Raw genomic sequence first — 23,823 nt, 5'->3', positions numbered from 1 at the left:
AGTACCTTCGCGGATCGACAAGTTCCAGACGTGCGTTCTTCCGTTCCCCGGTGTGTCCTTTGTGGACACTGGTAGGATCGGGTGAGTGGCGCGCCGTTTTCTGATGCTTTTCGTCGTGGTGTTCAGCTGGGCCGAATGGGAACACTGGCGCTCCTCGCGCCGCGGAATGGGCGACCGCCCCGGAACGTCGGGCACCGGCGAGGCAGTGGTCGCGCTCGGCTACCGCAACCGCGGGTCGCGGGCCAATTTCGTGAATCGCTGGCGAGTGCGAGCGGCAGTACGTTCGCAGGCACCAGGCCCGTCGAGGTTGGTGCTATGCGGCGGAGCCGTCGGCGGCACGGAGACCGAAGCCGCACTGATGGCCCGGTACGCCCGGGAGTACGGCTACCGTGGCGAGCTAGTGCTCGAAACCGAGAGCCGGTCGACGTGGGAGAACGTACTGGGTGCGGTGCCGTTGATCGAGGACGCGGACCGGATCAAGATCGTCTCGAATTCTTTGCATGCGGAGAAGGCGCGGCATTACCTGCGACGGCACCGGCCGGACCTGGCGGAGCGACTGGTTCCCGCGCGGGATTACCGGTTCGGGGAGTGGCTGACGGTGAAGCCGGTGCTGGCGGTGATGGGGAAACGGAATTTGCGGCGGCTGCGGGGGTGAGCCGGGGTTCGCTCGGGTGGCGCGCTGGCAAACACCGGCCGGAGACATCTTGCGGTGCGTTGGCGGCCGGGGCGTGCTTGCCACGCACTGGCGCCGCGAGCCAGCGAGATCTCACCCTGCACCGACCATGCAAGCACTGAGGCCAAGTGCGAGCCGGAGACGTCTCGCCGCGCAAAGGCATGGCGAGCACCGCGAGCGAACCCCTGCCCTTCCCCGCCGCAGTCGACCTCACCTCCCCGAACGGCGCGAATTCAGGTCTCGTCCGCGGCAATCCCGGCAAGAACCGTCATCACCTCTCAAGAACTCCCGGCCAGGTGCGCGTTGATCTTGTCCACCAACCTTTCCAGCCCGGCCCGCTCGTCCCGGTCGAGCGGGGCGAAGACCAGCTCCTCAGCCTCGGCCAGCACCGCGTCGAGGCCGGTGACCAGGTCGATTCCGGCCGGGGTCGCGTAGACGCGCTTGCGTCCTCCCTCGGTGCGGCGTTCGACCAGCCCGCGGCGTTCGAGGCCCTTCAGCAGCAGCGAGACGTTCGCGGGCGTCGTGTAACTCATCTCCGCGACATCTCGCTGGATGACCCCGGGCTGCCGCTCCAGGTAGCCGAGTACCAGGGCTTGCTCGAAGGTCAGGTCGCGCGTGCGGCTCCATTCCTCGATTCGCTTGCGCTGCGCCCAGCGAATCGACCGGAAAAGGTCTCCTGACGTCGATCCCGGCTGGTTTTCCGAAGCGACAGTTAAGTGCTTAACTCCACCAGTCGACTGGACGAGCGGCAGGAAGAGGTCGTCGACGATCGACCGGATCCGGGCGGGGCGGAGCGGGGCTAGGTTCAGCAGCAGGTCGTGCCGCATCAGCTGGAAGGGCATTTCCAGCACCGCGCCGGGGAGGCGCGTCAGGTCGATCTCGCCGCGGGCGTGGGCGCGCGTGTACATGTCTCGCGAGAGCAGCCGGTCGCCGATGATCCGGTCCCGGACCTGGCCGGGGCTGGCGCCGGTGCTGGCCGACAGTCCGGAGATGGCCGCGGCGGCTGCGATGGCGAAGAATCCGGCCAGCGCTTCGCTCGCCGAGGTCAGGTACCCGAGCAGATCGCCGCGCAAGCTTCCGGTGTCGGGAACGGTGATGGGGTGGTCGTCGCGGTGCCGGCGCATCGCGGCCAGCACCAGTTCGTCTTTGTTGGCCCACCGCCGATAGAGCACGGCCTCGCTCGTGCGGGCGCGGACGGCCACCGACTCCATGGTCAGCCGCGAGTAACCGGTCTCGACCAGTTCGTCCCATCCGGCCGCGAGCAACGCGGATTCCAGCTGCTCGCCATGCCGGCGGCGCACGGTTTCAGGGGCCACTCAGCCCACGATAGAAAGGTTTGTCTTTCTTAGCAAGTTTCCCTACGCTTGCGAACAGAAGTTCTTCGGAGCCAGGGGGTTGAAAATGCCGCAAGCACACCTGTCCACGCCGGAAGTGCCGGTCCTGATCGTCGGCGCGGGCCCGACGGGGCTGACGCTGGCCTGCGAACTCGCCCGGCGCGGCGTCGCGTTCCGGCTGGTCGAAGCGTCCCCCGGCCTCCGCCCTGGCTCGCGCGCCAAGGGCCTGCAGCCGCGCAGCCTCGAGGTGTTCGACGACCTCGGCGTCATCGACCGCATCCTCGCCAACGGCCGGTCGGCGATGCCGATCCTGCTCACCGACCCCGACGGCCGGACGAGCGGCGGCCCGGCCTTCGAGGAGCGGCCCGACGTTCCGTACCCCGCCTCGGTCCTCACCCCGCAGTGGCGGGTCGAGGAAACCCTCGGCCTGCGGCTGGCCGAATTCGGCGGCACGGTCGAATTCGGCACCGCGCTCGAGAGTTTCGAGCAATCCGCCGACGCCGTGACGGCAGTGCTGCGCTCCGGCGACCAGACCGAAACCGTCCGTGCACAGTGGCTGGTCGGCTGCGACGGCGGCCGCGGCGTCGTGCGCAAACAAGCCGGAATCGCCTTCGAAGGCGAGACGGACGAGCGGATCCGGATGATCGTCGCCGACCTGGCCGTCGACGGCCTCGACCGCGACGCCTGGCACATGTGGCGCTGTGACGAAGGTTTCGTCAGCCTCTGCCCGCTGCCTTCCACCCACCTGTTCCAGTACCAAGCGCCCATCCTCGGCGACACCGGCCTCAACCTCGCCACCCTCCAAACGATCTTCGACCGGCGAAGCGGCCGCACCGACATCCGGCTGCAAGAACCGGAGTGGACGTCGGTCTGGCGCTCCAACACCCGGCTGGCCGACCGCTACCGCGAGGGCCGCGTCTTCCTCGCCGGCGACGCCGCGCACGTGCACTCCCCCGCGGGCGGCCAGGGCATGAACACCGGCATCCAAGACGCCCGCAACCTGGGCTGGAAGCTCGCCTCCGGAGTGCCGGAGCTGCTGGACACCTACGAGGCCGAACGCCGCCCGATCGCCGCCGGAGTGCTGCGGCTGTCGACCGCACGCCTGGCCGAAGCGGCCGAGCAGAAGCGCATCCCCATCCGCAGCGACCGGGACACGACCCAGCTCAGCGTCAACTACCGCGGCTCGGTCCTGGCGCGCGACGACCGCGACGAGTCCGCCCAGCTCCGGGCAGGCGACCGCGCCCCCGACGCCCCCGGCCTCACCACCACGACCGGCAAATGCCGCCTGTTCGACCTCACCCGCGGCGGCCAGTTCACCCTGCTGAACTTCGGCCCCCGATTCGACTCCCCCGTCCGCACCTTCCACGTAGTCGCCGAGCCCGCCGCCGACGACGAGATCGCCGATTCCGCCGGCCACCTCGCCCGCGCGTACTTCCCGGCCGACCGCACCCTGGTCCTGCTCCGCCCCGACGGCTATATCGGCCTGATCTCCGACGCGGGCGACCTCACCGCGGTCCCGGAGCACCTGCTCTAGCCTCTTCCCATGTCCGACCCCGACGAACTGGCCGCGACGCTGTACGGCGCGGTCAGCCTGATCGCCCGCAGGCTGCGCCAGAGCCAGGTCACGGCCGAACTGTCCCTGCCGGAACGCTCCGCCCTGTCCCGCCTGGACCGCGACGGCCCGGCCACCACCGCCGCACTGGCCCGCGCCGAGCAGATCACCCCGCAGGCGATGAGCTCGACCATCAGCGGCCTGTCCGTCCGCGGCTTCGTCACCCGCAGCGCCGACCCGGCGGACGGACGGCAGGTGATCGTCTCGCTGACTCCCGAGGGCAGCGAGGTGCTGCGGGCCCGGCGGGACGCCCGGATGCGCCAGTTCGCGGCTTCGCTCGGCTCGGAGTTTTCGCCGCAGGAGCTGGCGGTGCTGAAGGAGGCGGCCCCGTTGCTGGAGCGGCTGGGGCAGACGTTCTGAACCGCAGTCCGTCCACTGTGGAACTCGGATGCGCGTCCTCCGCTTCCTGGTATCCTGGCCGACGGACAGCAGACTCGATCAAGAGGATTTCTATCGTGGCAGGTGAAGACGACATCTCCGGGTGAGCCCGGGGCACGGGCCAGTACGGCACCGGCCCCTCGCTGATCCCTGCGCGGCCGCGAGCCGCGCGTGGAGGTTCCCGTGCCGGTCGGGCGACGTACGCCACTGGACCCACGGGCTGCGAGGCAACCCGAAGGCGCGAGCCGATCGGGGAAGCCCAGGCGCAAGCCGGGCAGCAGGTCGCGAACGGCCCCACCCATGTCGTCCACTACCACCACCAGCAGGGGCACCTCCCTGCCGATCCACCGCGAGGCCGCACCATGTCCGATCTTCGTATCGTCCTGTCCGGGATCTCCTTCTCCTGGCCCGACGACACTCTCGTCTTCGACCAGCTCTCCGCCACGTTCCCGGCAGGCCGCACGGGGCTCGTCGCGCCCAACGGGGCCGGGAAGTCCACTCTCCTGAAGCTCATCGCCGGGCAGCTCAAGCCGGCCGCGGGCAGCGTCACCGTCGACGGGGTGCTCGGGTATCTCCCGCAGGACCTGCCGCTCACCGCGGATCGCACGGTCGCTGAGGTGCTGGGCATCGACGCGATCCTGAAAGCCATCACGGCCGTCGAGGGCGGCGACGCGGCCGAGGAGCACTTCACCACCATAGGCGCGGACTGGGACATCGAGGACCGGACCCGCGCGCAGCTGGACCGGCTCGGGCTGGGCGATCTCGCGCTCGACCGGCTGCTCGGCACGCTCAGCGGCGGGCAGGTCGTCTCGCTCGGCCTCGCCGCGCAACTGCTGCGCAGCCCGGACGTCCTGCTGCTCGACGAGCCCACCAACAACCTCGACCACACCGCCCGCCAGCAGCTCTACGACGTGCTTTCCGACTGGTCCGGCTGCCTGCTCGTGGTCAGCCACGACCGTGCGCTGCTCGACCGGATGGACCGGATCGCCGAGCTCGGCGCGGACGAAATCCGGTTCTACGGCGGCAATTTCACCGAATACGAACAAGCCGTGCAGGCCGAACGCGAGGTCGCGGAAAAGAATATCCGCAACGCCGAGCAAGAGGTCAAACGCGAGAAACGCGAAATGCAGCAAGCCAGGGAACGCGCGGACAAACGGGCCAGCAACGCGAAGCGCAATCTGTCCAGCGCCGGTCTGCCGAAGATTTTCGCGGGCACGATGAAGCGCAACGCGCAGGAGTCCGCGGCGAGGGCGGACGGTACGCACGCGGCGCGGGTCAGCGCGGCGAAAGCCAAGCTCGACCAGGCTGAACGGTCGTTGCGAGAAGAGCAGAAGATCAGCCTGGAGCTGCCCAAAACGGCGGTTCCGGCTGGACGGACGTTGTTCGACGGCAAGCATCTTCGCGTGCGCGGGCTGTTCGCGGGCGACGGTGCGGATCTGTCCGTCCGCGGTCCGGAAAGGATCGCGCTGACCGGACCGAACGGCGTGGGCAAGTCGACGTTGCTGCGCCTGATGCAGGGCGAGCTCGCCCCGGACGCGGGCGAGATCAGCCGGGTGGACGGGCGCATCGCGTATCTGTCGCAGCGGCTCGATTTGCTGGATTCCGAACGCACGGTCGCGGAGAACCTCGCTGCCGCCGCACCGGAAATGCTGCCCGCGGACCGGATGAATCTGCTGGCGCGCTTCCTGTTCCGCGGCGCGCGGGCGCATCTGCCGGTCGGGGTGCTGTCCGGCGGGGAACGGCTGCGCGCGACGCTCGCGTGCGTCCTCTTCGCCGAGCCCGCCCCGCAGTTGCTGCTGCTCGACGAGCCGACGAACAACCTCGACCTGGTCAGCGCCGGCCAGCTGGAAAGCGCGCTCAACGCCTACCAGGGCGCGTTCGTCGTGGTCAGCCACGACGAACGGTTCCTGGCCGAGATCGGCGTCGGCCGCTGGCTGCGGCTGGACGACGGGCAGCTCCGGGAAACGGCCGGGATCACGGGATGACCGCCCTGCGCGCGCACGAGATCGTGCGGGTGCTCGGGGAACGGCGCGTGCTCGACGGAGTGTCGGTCACCGCCGCCCCCGGCCGCCGGATCGGGGTGATCGGCGAGAACGGCACCGGGAAATCGACGCTGCTGAGGGTGCTCGCGGGCGTGGACGCGCCGGATCGCGGCGAGGTCGAGCGGCCGCCGGATCTGGGCTTCCTGCACCAGGAAATGCCGTTCGATCCGGACGAGACGGTCGCGGACGTCCTCGGGCAGGCCCTCGCCGCGGCCCGCGAAGTGCTGGCCGGACTCGACCGGGTCGCGGCGCGGCTCGCCGAGGAACCCGAAGACGCCGCGCTCCTGGCCGAGTACGCCGAATTGCTTGACCTGGCACAGCAACACGAGGCATGGGACGCGGACCGGCGCGCCGAGGTCGTGCTCACCGGGCTCGGGCTCGCCGACATCGACCGACAGCGCACGCTCGGCTCGTTGTCCGGCGGTCAGCGTGGCCGGCTCGCGCTGGCGGACCTGCTGGTGCGCCGTCCGTCGGCGGTGCTGCTCGACGAGCCGACCAACCACCTCGACTCCGAAGCCGCCGCGTTTCTCGAGGCCCAGCTGCGGGAACTGCCCGGCACGGTGGTGTTCGCCAGTCACGACCGGGCGTTCCTCGACGCGGTGTGCACCGACATCCTCGACCTCGACCCGGCTCCGGACGGCCCGGTGCGCCACGGCGGCACCTACACCGAGTACCTCGGCTGGAAACGCGCCGAACGCGAGCGCTGGGAACGGCAGTACCTCGAGGAGCAGGAAGAACTGGAGGAACTGCGCGACGCGCTCGGGGTCACCGCGCATCGGGTCGCGCCGGGCCGGCTCGCGCCGGACAACGAGAAAATGGGCCTCGGCCGCCGGTCCGGCCGGGTGCAGAACCAGATCTCGCGCCGGTTCCGGGCCACCACGCGAAGACTGGACGAGCGGGAACGCGCCCAGCTTCCGGCACCACCGCCACCGCTCCGGTTCCGCCCGCGTGCGCTGGCGGTCGAGAATCCGCAAGAAACCCTTGCCACACTGGACAATGTGCACCTGCCGGAGAGGCTTTCCGTATCCCGCCTGGAGATCCGGCCGGACACTCGGCTGCTGGTCACCGGCCCGAACGGCGCGGGGAAGTCAACGCTGCTTCTGCTGCTCGCCGGAGAACTCGATGCGGAAGGCGTCACCCGCGAACCCGGCACAACCACCGGAATCCTCAGCCAGGACACCACTTTCGTCCGGCCACAACGGACCGCCCGCGCCACGTACCTCGCGAAGCTAGGTCCCGAACGCGTCGCGGAAGTCCCGCTGAATTCGTTGGGACTGCTGACCCATCGCGAAGCTTCCCGCCCGGTCGGCGAACTGTCCGTCGGGCAGCGCCGCCGCCTCGCGCTCGCGCTGCTCATCGCCGACCCGCCGCACCTGCTGCTGCTCGACGAGCCGACCAACCACCTATCCCCCACGCTGTGCGACGAACTGGAGGACGCCCTCGGCACCAGCCCGGGCGCGATCGTCGCCGCCACGCACGACCGGCGGCTGCGCGAAAGCTGGACCGGGCACGTCCTCCGCATCGGACCCGACCACCGCGCCGCGCCGTTAGAGTGATCCGCGCCGGAAGGCCCGGGCACCGACCACCCCGCGGAATATCCGCCCGCGAAGGGAACGACCGATGATGCACGAAGCCCTACGCCGCCACGTCGAGTCCGGATTCATCCCGGGCGCGGTAGCCCTCGTCGCGCGCGGCGACGACGTCCAGGTCACCGCGATGGGACATCTCGACGTCGAGCGCACCGCGCCGATGACCCGCGACACCATCTTCCGCATCGCCTCCATCACCAAGCCGATCGTCGCGGCAGCCGTGCTGATGCTGGTCGAGGACGGCCGGTTCGGTCTGGACACCCCGGTCGCCGAATGGCTGCCCGAACTGGCCGCCCCGACGGTCGTGCGGACGCCGCGAAGCCCGGTCGACGACGTCGTGCCCGCCGAACGGCAGATCACCGTCCGCGACCTGCTGACCTTCCGCGCCGGTTACGGTTTCCCGTCGGACTTCTCGCTCCCGCAGGTCCAGGAGCTGCGCACGGTGCAGACCGACGGCCGCGAGGTCCGGCTGCGCCCGGAACCCGACGAGTGGCTCGCCCGGCTGGCGCGCATCCCGCTACTGCACCAGCCCGGCGCGGCCTGACTGTACGACACCTGCGCCGACCTGCAAGGCATCCTGATCGCCCGCGCGTCCGGCCAGTCGCTGCCGGACTTCCTCGCCGAGCGGGTGTTCGAGCCGCTCGGCATGGTCGACACCGCGTTCGAGGTCCCCACCGCCAAACGGGACCGGTTCGCCAGCTACTACCGCTCGGGAGAGAACGGCCTCGAACTGGCCGACGCGCCGGACGGCCAGTGGCGCGAGGTGCCGCCGTTCCCGGCCGGCTCCGGCGGACTCGCCGGGACCGCGGACGATTGGCACCGCTTTGCCCGGATGCTCCTTTCCGGGGGAAACGGCCTGCTGTCGAAGGAATCCGTCCGGCAGATGACGGCCAACCAGCTGACCGCGGAACAGATCGCGGCCAACCCGCTCTTCCTCGAAGGCCAGGGCTGGGGCTTCGGCGGCGCGGTCGACGTCGCGCCGACGCGGCCGTGGCAGGTCCCGGGCCGCTACGGCTGGGTCGGCGGCACCGGAACCAGCGCTTACCTGACGCCGTCGACGAGTTCGGTGGCGATCCTGCTCACCCAGCGCGGGGTGGACGGACCCGGTGGCATACCGCACATGCAGGACTTTTGGCAGGCAAATAGCCTCTGACCTGCATAACAGCCCCTAAATTGACGGCTCTGTGCAGCGCAGGCCGTCAGGCTGCCAGCGGAGGTTCTTCCGCGTCAGGACGACGGTTGAACAGGTTGTTCACGGCTGCTCATGCCCGGTCGTGACTCGACGCCATCAAGTGCGTGTAGGTATTGAGTGTGAACCCTTCGTCGTGGTGGCCGAGGTAGGCCGCGAACTCCTTGATGCTCGCTCCCCGGGCCAACATCGCCGAAGCGATCAGATGCCGGAGCGCGTGCATACCGTCCTGGCGTTCCCCGTAGGTCAAGCCAACCCCAGCTATCCGCCTGCTTCAACAGGCCGAGAGCTACGTACCGGGCACTATCGCACCTGCCACACGGGCGTGGTCGCAGGCCGGGAGGCCGAAGAGTTAAGCCGCCTGGGAAATGAAACGGAGGCCATGCGCACACTCGAACGTGCATTTACGGCTTTTGATTTCGCACACCCATGCACAGAGCGGCTTTGAACAACGGTCTCGACTTACCTATGACTCTAGCATCGCGACGCTCCAGCTATCTAGCCTCGACGGACCCGACTGCGCTGCGCATTCGCGCGAATGATTACGACAGGGCGCAAGCGCCGGTGGATGGCGCGATTGATTCCACCATCCGCTCTGAAAGCAGTTTGTCGCTGCAGAGTCTGCTCGCCCTCTCGTCGAAGCCGACGGCAGCGAAGGTGAGCAGCTCGGGAAATTCGATCCGCGATTAGGTCCGGTCCGGCTTACATTGATAGCCAACTACTCCGGCCGAGTTTCGAAAGTCAGCCCTGCAAGGTATTCCGCACTGCCCGCCTCAATCGGTTTCGCTACAATGTCGGGAACATCGTAGTGATGGCTCTCTTTAATAGCTACGCGACACTGTGCCCTTCTTCGGTTCAACGGTCCCTTTCGAACTTAGCCGCAGAACTCGGCGTGACCGGCTTGGAGCAACCGGGTTCGCGCCAGGAGACGTGCCGGTGCGGTCAGCCGAGGGCGTTGAGGGTGAGGTTGAGCGCGTCCACCAGGTTCCGGTGACTGCCGGGGCACATGGTCGCTTCTTCGCTGCCGTTGTTGCCGGTGCTGGTGAAGGCGAGGATGCGGCCGTTTCGGGTGAGGTCGTAGACGGTGAGCGGGGTACTGCGGATACGGTTGGCGCCCCGCTGAATGGCGGCGTAGAGCTTGTGCACGCCTGCGCGTTCGGCCCGGGTCAGGTGGCGGATCTGGTCGGCTTGACCAGAGTCTTCCGAAAGCGGGTCAGCGTTGCTGCCGTCGAGGTAGGACATCGGCACCCGCAGTCGACTGATCCTGGCCGGCGCGTAGTCGGGCAGGGTGCCGACCAGGCTCGTCGCCAATTCGCGCACCGGGATCGGGTCGAGCTGGATGGAGCGATGGTCAGTAATCAGCCGGACGGCGCTATCGCCTGAGGAAGCGACGAAAACCGCGCCGTTGTCGTCGGGACGGTGGACGAACGCGGTCCAGGCGTACAACTCCTTCTCTGGTGCGGCGAGCAGTTCCAGCGTGGCCCGGAACGACGGAGTCAGCCGTCCGTCCGGTGTGGCCAGCCGTAATGCCTCGAACCGGGATAGCGTGCGCTGCTCCAGCTCGCGGGCGAAGTCCGCGGGCGTGTAGGTGGTGTCCGGATCGATCACGGCGGGGAGCGTGCCCCCGCTGAGGTGGCTCCAGGCAACGAAGAACGCCGACCGCGGGATGCGCACCGGCTTGTCGAGGATCGTCATCGGCGTGTTTCAGCCGCCAATGGTCGGAGGAGTCGGCGGGAGTCCGGTGCGGAAGTCACGCAACCGGCCGTCCTCGTCGTCGGTGATGTCGAACGCGGAATCGTCTTCCAGCCCGTACTTGCGCTGGTGCTCCTTGTCCTCTTCGCCCTTGCCCTTGCCGCCCCCGGCACCCATGCCGCCCATTCCGGCCGATCCTTTGGCCCCGGCCGCGCCGCGAATCCCGGCGCCGGCTGCGGATGAGGTTCTCCCCGCCGCGCCCTCGGCCGCACCACCGGTACCTGATCCGGCGCCCAGCCGACCTGCGGCGCTTCCCCCTCGACCACTGGAACCGCCGGTCTCGGAGGCTCCACCGCTCCCGGAGAATCCGCCGGTCGGACCGAATCCGCCAGCCAGCCCCGGCGTCCACGAGCTCCCGCCGCCGGTGCCGCCGCCGGTGCCGCCGCCCGGGATCGAGGGCGAGGGAACCCAGCCCGAGCCCGGACCGGTGGTCCGAGTGGCGTCCGGCGGCGTCCACCCTGCTGCCGTCGTGCCGTCGCCCGGCCCAGTCCCCACCGGATGGCTCGGCGGCTGGTAGGTCGGCAGGTGGCTGCCCGAACCTGATGGAGGAGGGATGCTGCCGGGGTAGCTCGGGGTGAACGTGCTCGACGGCCCGCCGGTCTCCGAAGGCCCGCCTGTGCGCGACGGCCCGAAACCTGAGCGGGAGCGGCCGTCGGGTCCGTGCCCGTCGTCCGGACCGCCCGTCTTGTGTTTGTCGGGCTCGGATACGGTCACGTCGCCGTCGAACCCGCTCAGCTGGCCGTAGTCGCTCTTGAGCCCTTGCCCGCTGGTCTGGGCGTGCTGGGTGTAGCCGTGGTACTTGTCGAGGTTGTCCTGAGCCGTCTTGTTGTACTGGTTGATCTGGTCTTCGGTGTCGGTGTTCCACCAGGTCGCCTCGTCCCAGAGGTTCTTGTGCGGCGGAGCACCCGGCATCGGCTGCAAACTCTGCTTCATGGAGTCGAACCCGTGCGCGAGATCGGTCAGGTTCTGCCCATTGCCGGTGTAGGTCTGCGCGGCGGCCGTGGTGGCGTCGGCGAACGGGTTGATCCGCGCCTGCGCGGCGTCCGCACCGCCCCCGGTCCACGCAGACTCCAGGCCCGCGCTCAACTGCTGCACCCAGGCACCGGCCTGGTCATGCTTGCCCGCCAGGCCCGTGGCCTGCTGCGCGCCCTGATGCCAGCTCTGGGCGCCCTGGCTGGCCAGGATCTTCGCCACCAGCTCCGGCGCCGGAACGGCTTGGTCACCAAGGTTCCCGTGGTAGAGATCGCCGAACCAATGGCCCACGTCGCTGGCCCGATCCCCGACCCAGTCCGCGGCGTCTTCGATCGCCCCGCCCACGGCTTTCGCCGCGTCACCAAGCATCTCGAAAAACCCCATCACGCACCCGCCTTGCGCTTCAGGTTCGAGACCACCATGTCCGCCACGCGCGCCGACAACTCACACGGATCAGCCCCGCTGGCCCTCTTGGCATCGCTGGGAGTCAGTGAAGCATCGACCGTCAACTCGTCCGAGATGCCCACACTCACCTGGCAGAAGCCAGTTTGAGTGCCCGAGCTGAACGTCGAATTCGCGACAGCCGGAAACCCTTGAATGGGCGACAGCTCCCGCCAGACCTTGGCCTGTGGTTTCGTGTTCTGGTACAGGCCGCTGAGCCCGTCGTGCGGCTGCGTCACGTAGAAAACCGACAGCCCTGCACCCGAGTCGAGGTTGTTCCATTTGCACTCGGGACCAATTCCGCCAAGGGTGTCCGGTTTGCCTTGCGGCACCGTGCCGAAGATCTGGCTGAGCTGGTCAGAGGTCAGCGCCTCCTGGCAGGGCTGCCCGGACAGCACCGACGCGGGCAGCGGATGCTCGACCTTCGGCGCACCGCTGTGCGGCAACGCCACATCAGCCGCGGACGAGGACGTCGACGCGGTAGTCGCCGGAGCAGCCGCCGGACCACCAGAGCATCCGGCAGCAACCGACACAACCGCAGCCGCGCCCAGTACAGACATGAGCGTTCGGCCAGTCCTCACGCGAACCCCCCTTCCTGCTTACCTGCGTTCTTGACGTCGGTCGCTGCCTGCTCATCCGACGACTCGGTGATCCCGAGCGCCTTCTCCAGCCGCTTCACCAGCTCGTCGGCATAGGCGAACTCCTGGTCGACCTGGTCCCTGCCCGTGACGAACGCGCCCTTCGGTTCGCCCTCGTTGACCAGGAGTTTGGTGTAGCCGTTGCTGGTCGGCTCGTCCGCCGGAGACGTCAGCCGGGTCAGCTCATTCGCCTCAGGGCGCATGTCGCGGAAGTGTTCTCGGACGGTCTTGGCCAGCGTGAGCATCGCCGCTGCGTCGTCGCGGCTCATCGTGAATCCCTGGCCGCTGGGCGCACCGCCCATCGCGGCACCGGCCGCGTCCCCAGCGCTGAACGCATCGCCGATGTTGAAGTACAGCCCGTCGAGCCACCCCGGTTGCTGTCCAGGTTGCGACACTGCGCCCACCCCTCGTATGACCTGCGCCCGCCCAAGGACAGTTCTCCGATCCATGGGCAACTTGCCTAGAATCACCGTAGTGGACCCGTCACGCAGGGGTGACCGGTTCACCGAAAAAGGGCGTGCGTCACTCTGGAGACGGGTCCCTAAGCAGCAACTCGGCGTGACGGCGCGTCATGGCCTCGTACTCGACCCACGCACGGGAATTGGCCGGACCACCAGCCGCCAGCATCTCGTCATGCGCGAGTCCCTGCGCGGCCAGCACGTCAGCCGCCTGGCCCATCGTCTGCCGGAGCCACACCGCCTTCTCTCGCATATCGGCCGGATACGGCGCGCCGCACTCGATTTCCGCGCCGTCGCCGGTATCGCTCGGGCGGCCCATTTCTCCACGCTAACGCCTGCCGAAACGGCGGGGCGCGCAGAACGTCGACCATCACCGGACAGAACAGCCAGCGCCGCAGCCCGCAGACGACGGCGCGATCAAACTCAGCACGCCCGACCAGGAAACCGTCACCGTCCGAACCCACGACGAAGAACGGACCCCGCTGCGTTGTCCTCGGCGCTGGACGAAGCCCTCGCGCGTGCGTCCGCGACCGTCGTTGTCGATCTCACCAAGGTCAGCTACTTCAGCATGGAATCCGCCTGGGCCCTGCTCAGCAAAGCCGCCGCAGCCACCAAGTCCGGACTGGTGCTGCCCCCGCGGTCGCCACCAAACTGACCACGCTGGGTCTGAGCGACGCGCTCAAGGACGGCCTGCATCCGCGTTACCGGCACGGCTGACAGGCCACGATCCGCGACGCTTCGCCCTGTTGTTGCAGGGTCAAGCGCCCGAACTGGGAACCGGCCTCGGCGTGTGGGGTGTCGTCGGTCAGCGCGTCGAACGTCAGACGGCACGCGTCCACCAAACGAAGCACGCCGAGGAAACCGCGTCCGGCGTCGGATAGGCGATTTTCTCAACCAAGAAGTTCACCATGCTGCCCGGCGCGCGGGGCAGAATCCGCGCCACCAAGGTCTGATGCTGCTGGTCCAAGACGGCTTGTTCCTGCCGTTTCTCCTCAGCCACCGAGACCCCCAACATGACCGCCCCGCCCGCGACCGTCGCCGCGCGAGCCCCAGCGCGACCAGGGTTTGCTCGCGCCGTTCCCGCAGCCTCAACACCGCCGCAGCCGCCAAGGCCAGCGCCGATACTGCCCACAGCACCGGCCACCGCAACCCCCGCGAAACCCGCGCTCACCGCTTCTCACGAGCCGCTGAGCGCTCCCCGTGCGCCGCAGATCGAAAACCGTTCCTCCGCCCATACCGACCACACGGCGCCGAATGGCCCATTGGATCAACCGGACAACCCACCTACGGAGGCGGCGGGATGACGAACGGCGATCAGCCGCGGGTAGGCCGCACTGTCGCTCCGCACAGGGCAAGAAATCCTCATCTTGAGCCCTCGCAGCGACCGGGCGACCCGCAACTCCCAGGCCGTCACAGGTACGGATCAGCCCGGACTCAACCAGAACTAACCGGACTAAAACCGCAGGTCAGACGGATAATTCTGCAGCAACGCCCTGGCCAGCGCCTTGAAGTGCCAAAAGCAGGACGCTTGGCAGGAGGCCGCCGCGCCGGAGTGATCCGCGGCGGGGCGGGCACGGTACTGTGGCCCGCGGGCACGAGGCAACGCGACGAGGGGTCAGACGTGGGCATCTTCGACAAGATCCGCGGCGAGTTCATCGACATCATCGAGTGGACCGACGACAGCCGGGACACCATCGTGTGGCGCTTCCCGCGCTACGACAACGAGATCAAGATGGGCGCCAAGCTCACCGTGCGCGAGTCGCAGGCCGCGGTGTTCGTCAACGAGGGCCAGGTCGCCGACGCCTATCCGCCGGGCATGTACACGCTGCAGACGCAGAACATGCCGATCATGTCCACCCTCAAGGGCTGGAAGTACGGCTTCAACTCGCCGTTCAAGGCCGAGGTGTACTTCGTCAACACCCGGCAGTTCACCGACCTCAAATGGGGCACGCAGAACCCGGTCATCCTGCGCGACGCCGAGTTCGGCATGGTCCGGCTGCGCGCGTTCGGCGGCTACGCGGTCCGCGTGGTCGAGCCGGTCGCGCTGCTGAAGGAACTGGCGGGCACCGACCCGCAGTTCCGCACCGAAGAGGTGTCGGACTACCTGCGCAGCATGGTCATCAGCAAGCTCGGGCCCGCGATCGCCGCGGCCCAGGTGCCGATGCTCGACCTGGTCACCCAGCAGGACCAGATCGCGGGCAAGATCGCGAACGCGCTGAACCTCGAACTGCGCGAGGTCGGCATCGAGATCTCGAAGTTCATGATCGAGAACATCTCGGTCCCGCCCGAGGTCGAGGCCGCGATGGACAAGCGGACCCAGATGGGGGTCGTCGGCGACCTCGACCAGTACACGAAGTTCCAGTCCGCGAACGCGATCGAGGCGGCGGCGAACAACCAGGGCGGCGCGGGCGAGGGACTGGGCATCGGCCTCGGCATGGCGCTCGGCCAGCGCGCGGCCGGACCGCAGCAGCAGCCCGCCCCGCAGCAGTACCAGCAACAGGCTCCCCAGCAGTACCAGCAGGCCCCGCAGCAGCCGCAGTACCAGCAGCAGGCCCCGCCGCAGATGCCGCCGCCGCTGCCGCAGAGCGAGCAGTGGTTCGTCGGCGCGAACGGCCAGCAGCTCGGCCCGTTCGACCGCGCGGGCCTCGGCCAGCAGATCTCCTCGGGCACGCTCGCCCGGGACACCCTGGTGTGGAAGGCAGGCATGGCGCAGTGGACCCCGGCCGCGCAGGTGCCGGAGGTGTCGGCGCTGTTCGGCGCGGCCCCGCCGCCGCTGCCGCCGTCCTGAGCCGCGCCGACCATCTGGGGGACCCATGACTGACCCGCGCTTCCAGCAGGAAGGCGTGGCCAACACGACCTATCCGTGCGGCGGTTGCGGCGCGCGGCTGGAGTTCGCGCCGGGCACGACCGCGATGCAGTGCCCGTACTGCGGGTTCCGGCAGGAGATCGCCGCCGGGGAGCGGCAGATCCGCGAGATCCCGTTCGCCGAGCTGGCGAACCTCGCGCGCAAGCCAGTCGGGTCGATCGGCAAGTACGTCTTCGTGTGCCAGCGATGCGCGGCGAGGACGGAAACCAACGAGACCGCCAGCATGTGCCAGTTCTGCGGCGCGCCGCTGGTGATCGACCCGGGCGCGTCCGGCCAGCTGGTGCCCGAAGGCGTGCTGCCGTTCGCGTTCGACCGGCCCGCGGTGAGCACGCATCTGAAGAAGTGGACGTCTTCGCGCTGGTTCGCGCCGACCGCGCTGAAGAAGGTCACCACGGCGGAGTCCACGAAGAGCACGTACATCCCGCACTGGACGTATGACTCGCAGACCGTGTCCGTGTACACCGGCGCGCGCGGCGAGTACTACTACGTCACCGAGACGTACTACGACAACGGCGAGCGCAAGACGCGCCAAGTGCGGCATACCCGCTGGTACCCGGCGCGCGGGCAGGTCGCGCGGAACTTCGACGACGTCCTGGTGCCGGCGAGCACCCAGCTGCCGCTGCCGGAACTGGACAAGCTCGCGCCGTGGCCGCTGCTCGATTCCGCGCCGTACCAGCCGCAGTTCCTCTCCGGGCACTTCGCGCTGCGGTACGACGTCGAACCGGAGAACGGCTTCGAAGAGGCGAAGAACCGGATGGCCCCGATCATCGCCGACGACTGCAAGTACGACATCGGCGGCGACACGCAGCGGCTGAACTCGGTCGACACGCAGCACAACAACGTCACCTTCAAGCTGATGCTGCTGCCGGTGTGGGTCGCGACCTACGTGTACGCCGGGAAGAACTGGCAGATCCTCGTCAACGGCCGCACCGGCGAGATCCACGGCCAGCGTCCGTGGAGCAAGGTGAAGATCGCCATCGCGGCGGTGCTCGCGCTGATCGTGATCGCGGTGATCGTCTACTTGATCGCGACGAAGGGCCACAGCACCGGCACCACGCACCATTCCGTTACGCACCACTGAGTTTTCGAAGGAAGTGATGTGCCGTGCTGATGGGCATGGTTCTCGGCGACCGCCGCTCCCGCGTTTCGCGGGAGCACGCGGGTTCGCCGCTGTCTTGACCGGCGGGAATCCTCGCCTGCTCTCTGCGAAGCGTCGACGGCTGACTGGCCCTTCGACCCTTCCCGGGAGCATTCATGTCCACCGTCACGTGGACCGAAAACGAAACCACCCGCACCGCCCGTTGGCATTCCGGAAACGGAACTCCGCCGCCGGGCCGCATTGTCGTCGTCGATGACCGGCTGAGCGCTGCCGCCGCACTGCGTTTCGCACGCGCTGGCACCGGAATGCTGTGGCGCGGCGATTTCCCCAACGCACGACAGCTCGTGCGCGCCATGGACCGGCGGCTCCCGCAGCGCGCGGGATCTTTCGCCGAGGTGCGCGCCGCTCGGGCTGAACGCGCAGCACTGCTCGGAAATGTCCTGGTCTCCGTGGAAGCCGACCATTCGCTTCGGCTCCGCCGGGCCCCCGACATCCAAGCCGCCTGCGAGCACGCGTTCGGCGGTTTACCCGGCACGCTGCTTTCGTTACGTGAGCTGCTCGGCGCCCTGAGCGCTTATCAATGGCATCAGAAAGGCATCCATATCAACGCATTAGGCGCGCGGTTGTATCCGTCGTACAGCGTGTTCGCACCGACACGGAGCGAATACCTCGACCTCGTCGCGCAGGAACCGTTGCCGGGCAAGGGGTCTCCGGTCGTCTTCGATCTCGGCACCGGTACCGGCGTGCTCGCCGCCATCCTCGCCCGGCGGGGTGCCGCCGAAGTGGTCGCGACCGATCTCAACCCGCGCGCCGTGCGCTGCGCGCGGGACAACCTGCGCCGGCTCGGCCTGTCCGATCGGGTCCAGGTCCTCGAAACCGACCTGTGGCCCTCCGACCGGCGCGCTGACCTGGTCGTCTGCAATCCGCCCTGGCTGCCCGGAAACCCGGCCTCGGCGCTGGAACTCGGGATCTACGACGCCTCGTCCGCCATGCTGCACCGGTTTCTCGACGGCCTGCCCGAGCATCTGACGCCGCGTGGCGAAGGCTGGCTGATCCTGTCGGACCTCGCCGAACACCTCGGTCTGCGGACCCGTGCCGAACTGCTCGACCGGATCTCCGCCGCTGGTCTCAAGGTCGTGGGACGCCGCGAAACCACGCCACGGCACCGACGCACCACGGACAGTGCCGATCCGCTGCACGCGGCGCGTTCCCGGGAACGCACGATCCTGTGGCGGTTGACCATGTCCAGAGCGTGACCCGGCGTTTCCACGCTGGACTACACCAATCGAATATCCTCGCCGAAGACACGGGGAGGGACGATGCCCGTACCGGGTTTTGCCGTACCGCGGCGGGAATTCGTGCGGACGCTGCTGCACCGCGGCAGCCCGCCGGAACGGCCGGACGCAGGCGGGGATCTCGCCGAGGTCGGCGACGCGACGCTGGCGCGCGCCGCGCGGTACTGGGTCGTCGTCCCGGTCGCCTACCGGATCGCCGCGTTCGTGAAGGTGTTCATCGGCTTCGCCGCGGCCAACGGCAGCACCGGGTTGTTCCCGGTGCTGCCCGCGGCCGCGCTGGGCGTCGCCGCGAACGCCGGGTTCCTGTGGTGGCTGCTGCGCTCCGGCGGCCTGCCCGCGCGGCGCACGCGGCGGGTGCTCACCGTCGACCTCGCCGCGGGGCTGGCGCTGAATCTGCTGATCGCGGTGCTGGCCCCGGACGCGGTGCAGCCGTTCGCGATCGATGTCACCTGGACGTGGCTGGTCGGCTCGGTCGCGATGTGGGCCGGGACGTCCGGGCTGCCCGCGGCAGTGCTGCTGCTCGCCGCGGCGGTGCCGGTACGCGTCCTGCTGACCGTGGCGGGCGGGCTGCGGCTGGACGATCCGCTCGCGCTCAGCCGGTCGATCGGCTGCCTGGTCGCGCTGGCGGTGTCGATCGTGGTGGCGTGCGGGATCCTGGTGCTGCTGGGCGTCGGCACCAGGTTCGCCCTGGACATCGGCCTGCGCCGCGGTCAGGAGGCCGAACGCAGGCGCACCCAGCGGCTGCTGCACGACAGCGTGCTGCAGACCCTGGAAGCGCTCGCCATCGCTCCGTCCGACGACGCCGACCACGCCGCCGAACGGCTGGCCCAGCTGCGCTCGGTCGCGCACGCCGAGGCAGCCGAACTCCGCCGGAGCATCATCGAGCCGATCGAACCGCGCAAGGGGCGCAGCTTCGTGGTCGAACTGGCCGACGTCGCCGCCGAGATGGCCCGCGAAGGCCTGCGCACCCAGCTCGTAGCCGCCGACTTCGCCGACGACGACCGCCTTTCCGCTGACCGGCGCACGGCGATGTGCGAAGCGGTGCGGGAAGCCCTGCGCAACACCGTGAAACACGCCGGGACGAGCCGCGTCGTACTCCGGGTGGAGGAACGCGACGGCGGGACCGCGGTGGTCGCACGGGACCAGGGCCGCGGCTTCGATGTGCGCGAACGGGGTCCGGGGTTCGGCATCCAGCAGTCGATCGAAGCCCGGCTGGCGGAGGTCGGAGGCACCGGACGGGTGGAATCGACGCCGGGCAACGGCACCCGGGTCACGCTGTGGGTGCCGCACTGACGCGGCGGATTCTACCTCGCTCCCGGGGAAGCGTTGCGCTTTCCGGAGCTGGCTGCTCCATTTGCTGAATATTCAATTCAGCGCGCCCGCTTGGTGTCACCAATTGCGGACAAACACCCTCCCGCGCATGCACCCCGTTCGTAGGTTCACATTCCCGCTCCGCGACGCTGATAATGGACGGTCCTGCACCTTCGGGCCAAGCAGCGGGAGCGCCTGCATGGACACGCCGGACGAGGCACGCACGAATCGGATCGAGCGGAATCGCCGGATGCTCGAATCCTGGCGGGCCGGCGCGTCGATCACCGAGATCGCCAGGGAACACGGCCTGTCCCTGAGCTGGACCGGACGGCTGCTGCGGCAGGAAGGCGCGGTACTGCCGGAAATCCGCCAGGGCGTGCGCCGCGAACTCGACGTGCCGAGGATAGTCCGGGAATACGAATCCGGCTCGACCATTCAGAGCATCGCGGACGCGCATCAGGCGTCCTATGGCACGATCCGTCGCTTGCTGCTGCGGGAAAAGGTGACGATCCGCCCACATGGCGGCCAGAACGCTCTCGATCGGCGCAAGCCCGATACCCCACGTCACTGATCCTTCCCCCCGGGGGGTGGGTGATTCCTGACGCTTTTCATTTCATTCGCCATCCGGACCGGGTAAGGAGGAATAATGGGGGGTGTGGAATGACTGAAGCGCGGCCAGGGGCGGTGACGTCCGACAGACCGGTGCGGGCGCCGGTCCAGCTCCCGCCCGCGCCGTCCGTGCTGCTCGGCCGCGCCGCGGAACTGGACCGGCTGGACGAAATCCGGCTCCGCTCCGACCCCGCCCCGTCCGTCGTCGTGCTCACCGGTGTCGGCGGGATCGGCAAAACGGCGCTCGCCCTGCACTGGCTGCACACCCACCGCGCCCAGTTCCCGGACGGCATCCTCTGCGCGCGATTTTCCGCCGAGGGCACCGAAACCGCGGAATCCGCGAGCGGCGTACTGCACGGTTTCCTTGCCGCACTGGGCATTCCCGCCGACGACATACCGGCCTCGCTCGCTCAGCGGGCCGCCGAATTCCGCGCGGTGACCGCGGATCGCCGGTTCGCCGTGCTGCTCGACGACGTCGTGCACAGCGCCGACGCCCGCGCCGTACTGCCGTCCAGCGCGCACGCGTTCGTGCTCGTCACCAGCCGGTCGCAGCTGACCAGTCTCGCACTGGACGGCGCGGAAATCCTTCCGCTGAGCCCACTTCCGGACAGACCGGCCCGCGAGGTGCTCGTCCGCCGGGCCGGGCAACGGCAGATCAGCCAGGAGGACGCGGAAAACCTGCTGACCGCGTGCGCCGGTCTCCCGCTGGCCCTCACCATCACCGGAGCGAGGCTGCGCGTCCGGCCAAGACGCAACCCGCATCAGGAAGCGCGCCGCGGACGTGCTCGACGCCTAGGCGGTTCTACTGATCTGGCAACGGTTTTCGACGCCTCGTACGCCGCGCTCGACGACTCGGCGGCCCGGCTCTACCGAACCTGCGGCATCCTGCCCGGCCCGCATCACGCCGTCGACGCGCTCGCCGACACGCTGCAGAGCTCGCCCGCCCATCTGGACGACGCCGTCGACGAGCTGATCGAAGCCAACCTCCTCCACGAGTTGGAGGACGAAACCGTGGCACAGCACGACGTCGTCCGCCACGACGCCCGCGTGCGCGCCGAACGCCAGGACGCCGAGGCCGACCGGCACTATCTCGTCCGCCGCTACATCCGCTGGTACCGCGACCAAACCGTCACCGCGAGCGCGCTCATCCACCCGTTCCGCCCGACCTTCGCGGCCGAAACCGTTGCGGCGACGGCATCTTTCGCCGACCGCGACCAGGCGGTGACCTGGTGGCGCCGCGACCGGCCGGTCATCAACGCCGTCGCGAAAGCCGCCACGGCACACGGGTGGGACGAGGAACTGTGGCAACTCGCCGAAGCGTCGTGGGGATTCTTCCTGCACTACCGGGATTACGAACCGTTTCTGGAATTGTGCATGGCGGGGATCGAGGCGGCTCGGCGATGTCAGCTGCCGCTGGTGGAAGCCCGGATGCACAGCCAGGCCGGTTTTGTCTGCGACCAGCTCGGCCACTACGACGAAGCCGCCGCGCACAATGCCGTGACTCTCGAGATCGGCGAACGAGAGCAGCACGGCCCGACCCAGGCCTCCGCGCTGGCGCGGCTCGCCAGGAACGCGCGAAGACAGCAAGATTGGGAAGGCGCGCTTGAGCTGTACGAGCGCAGCGCCCGAAAACACGCCGAGGTCGGTCTTCCCCGCGGCGTCGGCCAGGCCCGCTATCGGCGTGGCGAAGTCCTGATCAAGCTGGGGCGCGACGAGGAAGCACTGCGCGAGCTGACCGAAGCCACCGCCATCCTTGCCGAAGAAGGCGACGCCATCCAGCACGCGCGCGCGGTCATCCCGCTCGCCGCGGTCCACGCCCGGCGGGGCGACTACCGCCGGGCGCGCACCGAACTCCTGAAGGCACTCGAAGGCGTCACACGCCTCCAGTCACCGCATTTCCAGGCCGAGGTCCTCACCGCGCTCGCCGACCTCGAACGCGGTCACGGCGACGAGGCAAGCGCCCAGCGCCATCTCGACGAGGCCCGCCGCCTCAGCGGAGATTCCGCCGAGCCGCCGCACTGACCACGCCACGCCGCCCGGCCAGCACACCGCCGCCGCGATCGCTCCCGGCCAATCCGCCCGCAGGTCGTCAGCCTCGCTTCTCGTCGCGGCCCGAGTACTGCACCGGACCACGACGTCCGCCCCGGCCGAGCACCGCGGCCCGGCGCGATCGACATCGGCGACCAGCACCGGCAGCGCGCGACGCCCCGGCAACGCGAGCCGCACGCGCGCGACGCCGGCGGTCACGCGTCCCACCCGGGCAGCGGCCGGGGCATCGCGGGCAACGGCGGATACGCCAGCGTGGCCGGTTCGGACAACTCCAGCAGGCGGTACATCGCCGACCGCAAGATCCCCGCCGAACAGTCGAGCCTCGTGCTCGCGACCGGAAGCACCTCTGCGGCCAGCCGCGGAGCCACCGCGATCGCGGCTTCTTCCTGGGCTTCGAGCGGTGCGTCCAGGTCCAGCGGTTTCGCGTGCGCCCGCACAACGTCCGCGACGCTCCCGGCCTGCGGCCGCCCGTCCGGCAGCGACGCGAGCGTCACCGGCTTGCCGATGGCCGCCGCGTAACCCGTGGTCGAGCCGTGGTCGCCGATCACCCAGTCAGCCGCAATCATCGTCGCCTGCCATCCCTGCTCGGGCGGGATCACCCGCAATCCGCGGCATCCGGCGAGCCAGGCCGCGACCTGCCGCCGCCCATGCACCGCCCAGACGTTTGGATGCAAAACCGCCGCCACCGCGTAACGGTCGTCCGGCAGCGCGTTCGCGATCGCTTCGTACATCTTCGGGACGCGGCCGAACGCCGAGTCAGTGAACCAGGTCGAACTCAGCACCACCAGCCGCCGCGAGCCGACGCCCAGCGCGCGCCGGTATCGCTCCCGGTGCCCGCTCGCCGCCCGCATCCCGTCCAGGCAGATATCCCCGGCCACGACGGCCGCGGGCACCGCCTCTGGACACCGCTCGCGCAGTACTTCCACCTCTGCTTCAGTACCGAGGCCGAGCACCGCCGGAAGCACTCGCCCGCGAAACGTGAGCAACTCGCGGTCCAGCTCGGTCGTTTCGAACGTCGCACCGCCTGCCTTCCGGCTGAACCGACGGCCGGGGACCTGCCCGACTCCGTGTCCGACCAGCATCAGCGGTCCGCGCACCTGGTCGAGATTCCGGTGACTGGCCGCCAGCACCAGATCGAACCGGTGCGCCACCGCCTGCTCCCACGGCAGCAGGAGCCCGTGCTGCGCCCGCACGTACTCCTCGACCCCGGCCCATCGGTCGGTGCTGTGCGGAACGGTGAACATCACCTGCACGCGCAAGTCCCGTTCGAGCAGCGAGAGCAGTTCGACCAGCCGCGTCCCCGCCGTCACGGTCGGAACGACCGCCAGCACGGTCCGGCACCCCGGCCGCGTCACCCGCGACGCGGCGTCGAGACCGATCGGACCGCGTACCCACACGTCGTGCGCCATCTTCATCCCCTCCGTCCGGAAACCGACGAACCGAGGCTGCGGCGCGGTCCTGACCGGGGACTTCCCGCCGCTGGACACAAAGCGGACCGAAACCGGACAAGACAATT

22 protein-coding genes and 1 pseudogene are annotated in these 23,823 nt (G+C 69.1%); 13 read left to right on the top strand and 10 right to left on the bottom strand.

The annotated features are described in order from the left end of the window. Positions 1-85: 85 nt before the first annotated feature. The gene (locus WA670_RS27295) at positions 86-655 is read left to right on the top strand and encodes a YdcF family protein (protein WP_336159254.1); all 570 of its coding nucleotides are present in this window, start codon (positions 86-88) and stop codon (positions 653-655) included. Positions 656-951: 296 nt separating this feature from the next. Here the strand turns inward: WA670_RS27295 and WA670_RS27290 are convergent, their stop codons facing one another. Continuing rightward, complete coding sequence (locus WA670_RS27290) at positions 952-1,989, bottom strand: TetR/AcrR family transcriptional regulator C-terminal ligand-binding domain-containing protein (protein ID WP_336159253.1); 1,038 nt, start codon at positions 1,987-1,989, stop codon at positions 952-954. An 85-nt stretch (positions 1,990-2,074) separates the two neighbouring features. Here WA670_RS27290 and WA670_RS27285 point away from each other — a divergent pair, with 85 nt between their 5' ends. From WA670_RS27285 to WA670_RS27265, 5 genes and pseudogenes are all read left to right on the top strand, one after another. Further along, entirely contained in the window at positions 2,075-3,541 is a 1,467-nt protein-coding gene (locus WA670_RS27285; protein ID WP_336159252.1) for an FAD-dependent oxidoreductase, read from the top strand. A gap of 9 nt (positions 3,542-3,550) precedes the next feature. Beyond that, positions 3,551-3,979, top strand: coding sequence for a MarR family winged helix-turn-helix transcriptional regulator (locus WA670_RS27280; protein WP_134664981.1), 429 nt, complete (start codon positions 3,551-3,553; stop codon positions 3,977-3,979). Positions 3,980-4,359: 380 nt separating this feature from the next. Then, positions 4,360-5,982, top strand: coding sequence for a ribosomal protection-like ABC-F family protein (gene abc-f, locus WA670_RS27275; protein ID WP_134728915.1), 1,623 nt, complete (start codon positions 4,360-4,362; stop codon positions 5,980-5,982). After that, positions 5,979-7,595, top strand: coding sequence for an ABC-F family ATP-binding cassette domain-containing protein (locus WA670_RS27270; RefSeq protein WP_134728917.1), 1,617 nt, complete (start codon positions 5,979-5,981; stop codon positions 7,593-7,595). Before abc-f ends, WA670_RS27270 begins: the two co-directional genes overlap by 4 nt. Before the next feature lie 64 nt (positions 7,596-7,659). Then, positions 7,660-8,781 (top strand): annotated as a pseudogene (locus tag WA670_RS27265) (serine hydrolase domain-containing protein). A gap of 109 nt (positions 8,782-8,890) precedes the next feature. On the opposite strand, the gene WA670_RS27260 reads toward WA670_RS27265, so the two are convergent. The 7 genes from WA670_RS27260 to WA670_RS27230 all read right to left on the bottom strand — a co-directional run bounded on the left by WA670_RS27260 (position 8,891) and on the right by WA670_RS27230 (position 13,397). Further along, positions 8,891-9,067 (bottom strand): tyrosine-type recombinase/integrase, encoded by a 177-nt coding sequence (locus tag WA670_RS27260; RefSeq protein WP_336159251.1) that lies wholly within the window; start codon positions 9,065-9,067, stop codon positions 8,891-8,893. A gap of 468 nt (positions 9,068-9,535) precedes the next feature. After that, positions 9,536-9,676, bottom strand: coding sequence for a divalent cation tolerance protein CutA (gene cutA / locus WA670_RS27255; RefSeq protein ID WP_134728919.1), 141 nt, complete (start codon positions 9,674-9,676; stop codon positions 9,536-9,538). A gap of 83 nt (positions 9,677-9,759) precedes the next feature. Beyond that, positions 9,760-10,512, bottom strand: a complete 753-nt coding sequence (locus WA670_RS27250) for an ESX secretion-associated protein EspG (RefSeq protein WP_134664989.1) — start codon at positions 10,510-10,512, stop codon at positions 9,760-9,762. Positions 10,513-10,521: 9 nt separating this feature from the next. After that, positions 10,522-11,925, bottom strand: a complete 1,404-nt coding sequence (locus WA670_RS27245; protein WP_134728921.1) for a hypothetical protein — start codon at positions 11,923-11,925, stop codon at positions 10,522-10,524. Beyond that, positions 11,925-12,542: a DUF3558 domain-containing protein gene (locus WA670_RS27240; protein ID WP_078870352.1), complete on the bottom strand. Its 618-nt coding sequence runs from the start codon at positions 12,540-12,542 to the stop codon at positions 11,925-11,927. The genes WA670_RS27245 and WA670_RS27240 overlap by 1 nt, the downstream gene beginning before the upstream one ends. A gap of 17 nt (positions 12,543-12,559) precedes the next feature. After that, positions 12,560-13,015 carry a hypothetical protein gene (locus tag WA670_RS27235; RefSeq protein WP_134664993.1) on the bottom strand — a complete coding sequence of 152 codons (456 nt, stop codon included), beginning with the start codon at positions 13,013-13,015 and terminating at the stop codon, positions 12,560-12,562. Between the two features lie 127 nt (positions 13,016-13,142). Beyond that, a complete protein-coding gene (locus WA670_RS27230; protein ID WP_051728752.1) occupies positions 13,143-13,397 on the bottom strand; it encodes a hypothetical protein in 255 nt (84 codons plus the stop codon). Between the two features lie 168 nt (positions 13,398-13,565). On the opposite strand from WA670_RS27230, the gene WA670_RS27225 reads away from it, so the two are divergent. Next, on the top strand, positions 13,566-13,733 hold the full coding sequence (locus WA670_RS27225; RefSeq protein ID WP_158714436.1) for a hypothetical protein: 168 nt from the start codon (positions 13,566-13,568) through the stop codon (positions 13,731-13,733). A 165-nt stretch (positions 13,734-13,898) separates the two neighbouring features. On the opposite strand, the gene WA670_RS27220 is transcribed toward WA670_RS27225, so the two are convergent. Next, positions 13,899-14,078, bottom strand: a complete 180-nt coding sequence (locus WA670_RS27220) for a hypothetical protein (protein WP_134664995.1) — start codon at positions 14,076-14,078, stop codon at positions 13,899-13,901. Positions 14,079-14,699: 621 nt separating this feature from the next. On the opposite strand from WA670_RS27220, the gene WA670_RS27215 reads away from it, so the two are divergent. From WA670_RS27215 to WA670_RS27190, 6 genes are all read left to right on the top strand, one after another. Further along, positions 14,700-15,866, top strand: a complete 1,167-nt coding sequence (locus WA670_RS27215; RefSeq protein ID WP_037810494.1) for an SPFH domain-containing protein — start codon at positions 14,700-14,702, stop codon at positions 15,864-15,866. A gap of 25 nt (positions 15,867-15,891) precedes the next feature. Beyond that, positions 15,892-17,025, top strand: a complete 1,134-nt coding sequence (locus WA670_RS27210; RefSeq protein WP_037810495.1) for a hypothetical protein — start codon at positions 15,892-15,894, stop codon at positions 17,023-17,025. 173 nt (positions 17,026-17,198) lie between these two features. Next, entirely contained in the window at positions 17,199-18,299 is a 1,101-nt protein-coding gene (locus WA670_RS27205; protein ID WP_336159250.1) for a class I SAM-dependent methyltransferase, read from the top strand. Between the two features lie 63 nt (positions 18,300-18,362). Further along, positions 18,363-19,631: a sensor histidine kinase gene (locus WA670_RS27200; protein WP_336159249.1), complete on the top strand. Its 1,269-nt coding sequence runs from the start codon at positions 18,363-18,365 to the stop codon at positions 19,629-19,631. A 217-nt stretch (positions 19,632-19,848) separates the two neighbouring features. Then, the gene (locus WA670_RS27195; RefSeq protein ID WP_037810499.1) at positions 19,849-20,220 is read left to right on the top strand and encodes a helix-turn-helix domain-containing protein; all 372 of its coding nucleotides are present in this window, start codon (positions 19,849-19,851) and stop codon (positions 20,218-20,220) included. Positions 20,221-20,333: 113 nt separating this feature from the next. Next, a complete protein-coding gene (locus WA670_RS27190; protein WP_336159248.1) occupies positions 20,334-22,280 on the top strand; it encodes a tetratricopeptide repeat protein in 1,947 nt (648 codons plus the stop codon). 221 nt (positions 22,281-22,501) lie between these two features. Here WA670_RS27190 and WA670_RS27185 read toward each other — a convergent pair whose 3' ends face one another. Beyond that, entirely contained in the window at positions 22,502-23,716 is a 1,215-nt protein-coding gene (locus tag WA670_RS27185; RefSeq protein ID WP_336159247.1) for a hypothetical protein, read from the bottom strand. Between the last annotated feature and the right edge of the window lie 107 nt (positions 23,717-23,823).

The organism is Amycolatopsis sp. VC5-11, assembly GCF_037034185.1.
In the GTDB taxonomy this organism is placed as follows: Bacteria; Actinomycetota; Actinomycetes; order Mycobacteriales; family Pseudonocardiaceae; genus Amycolatopsis; species Amycolatopsis nivea.
The sequence above is the reverse complement of the archived record's forward strand: the minus strand, read 5'-3'. Positions and strand labels throughout refer to the sequence as shown.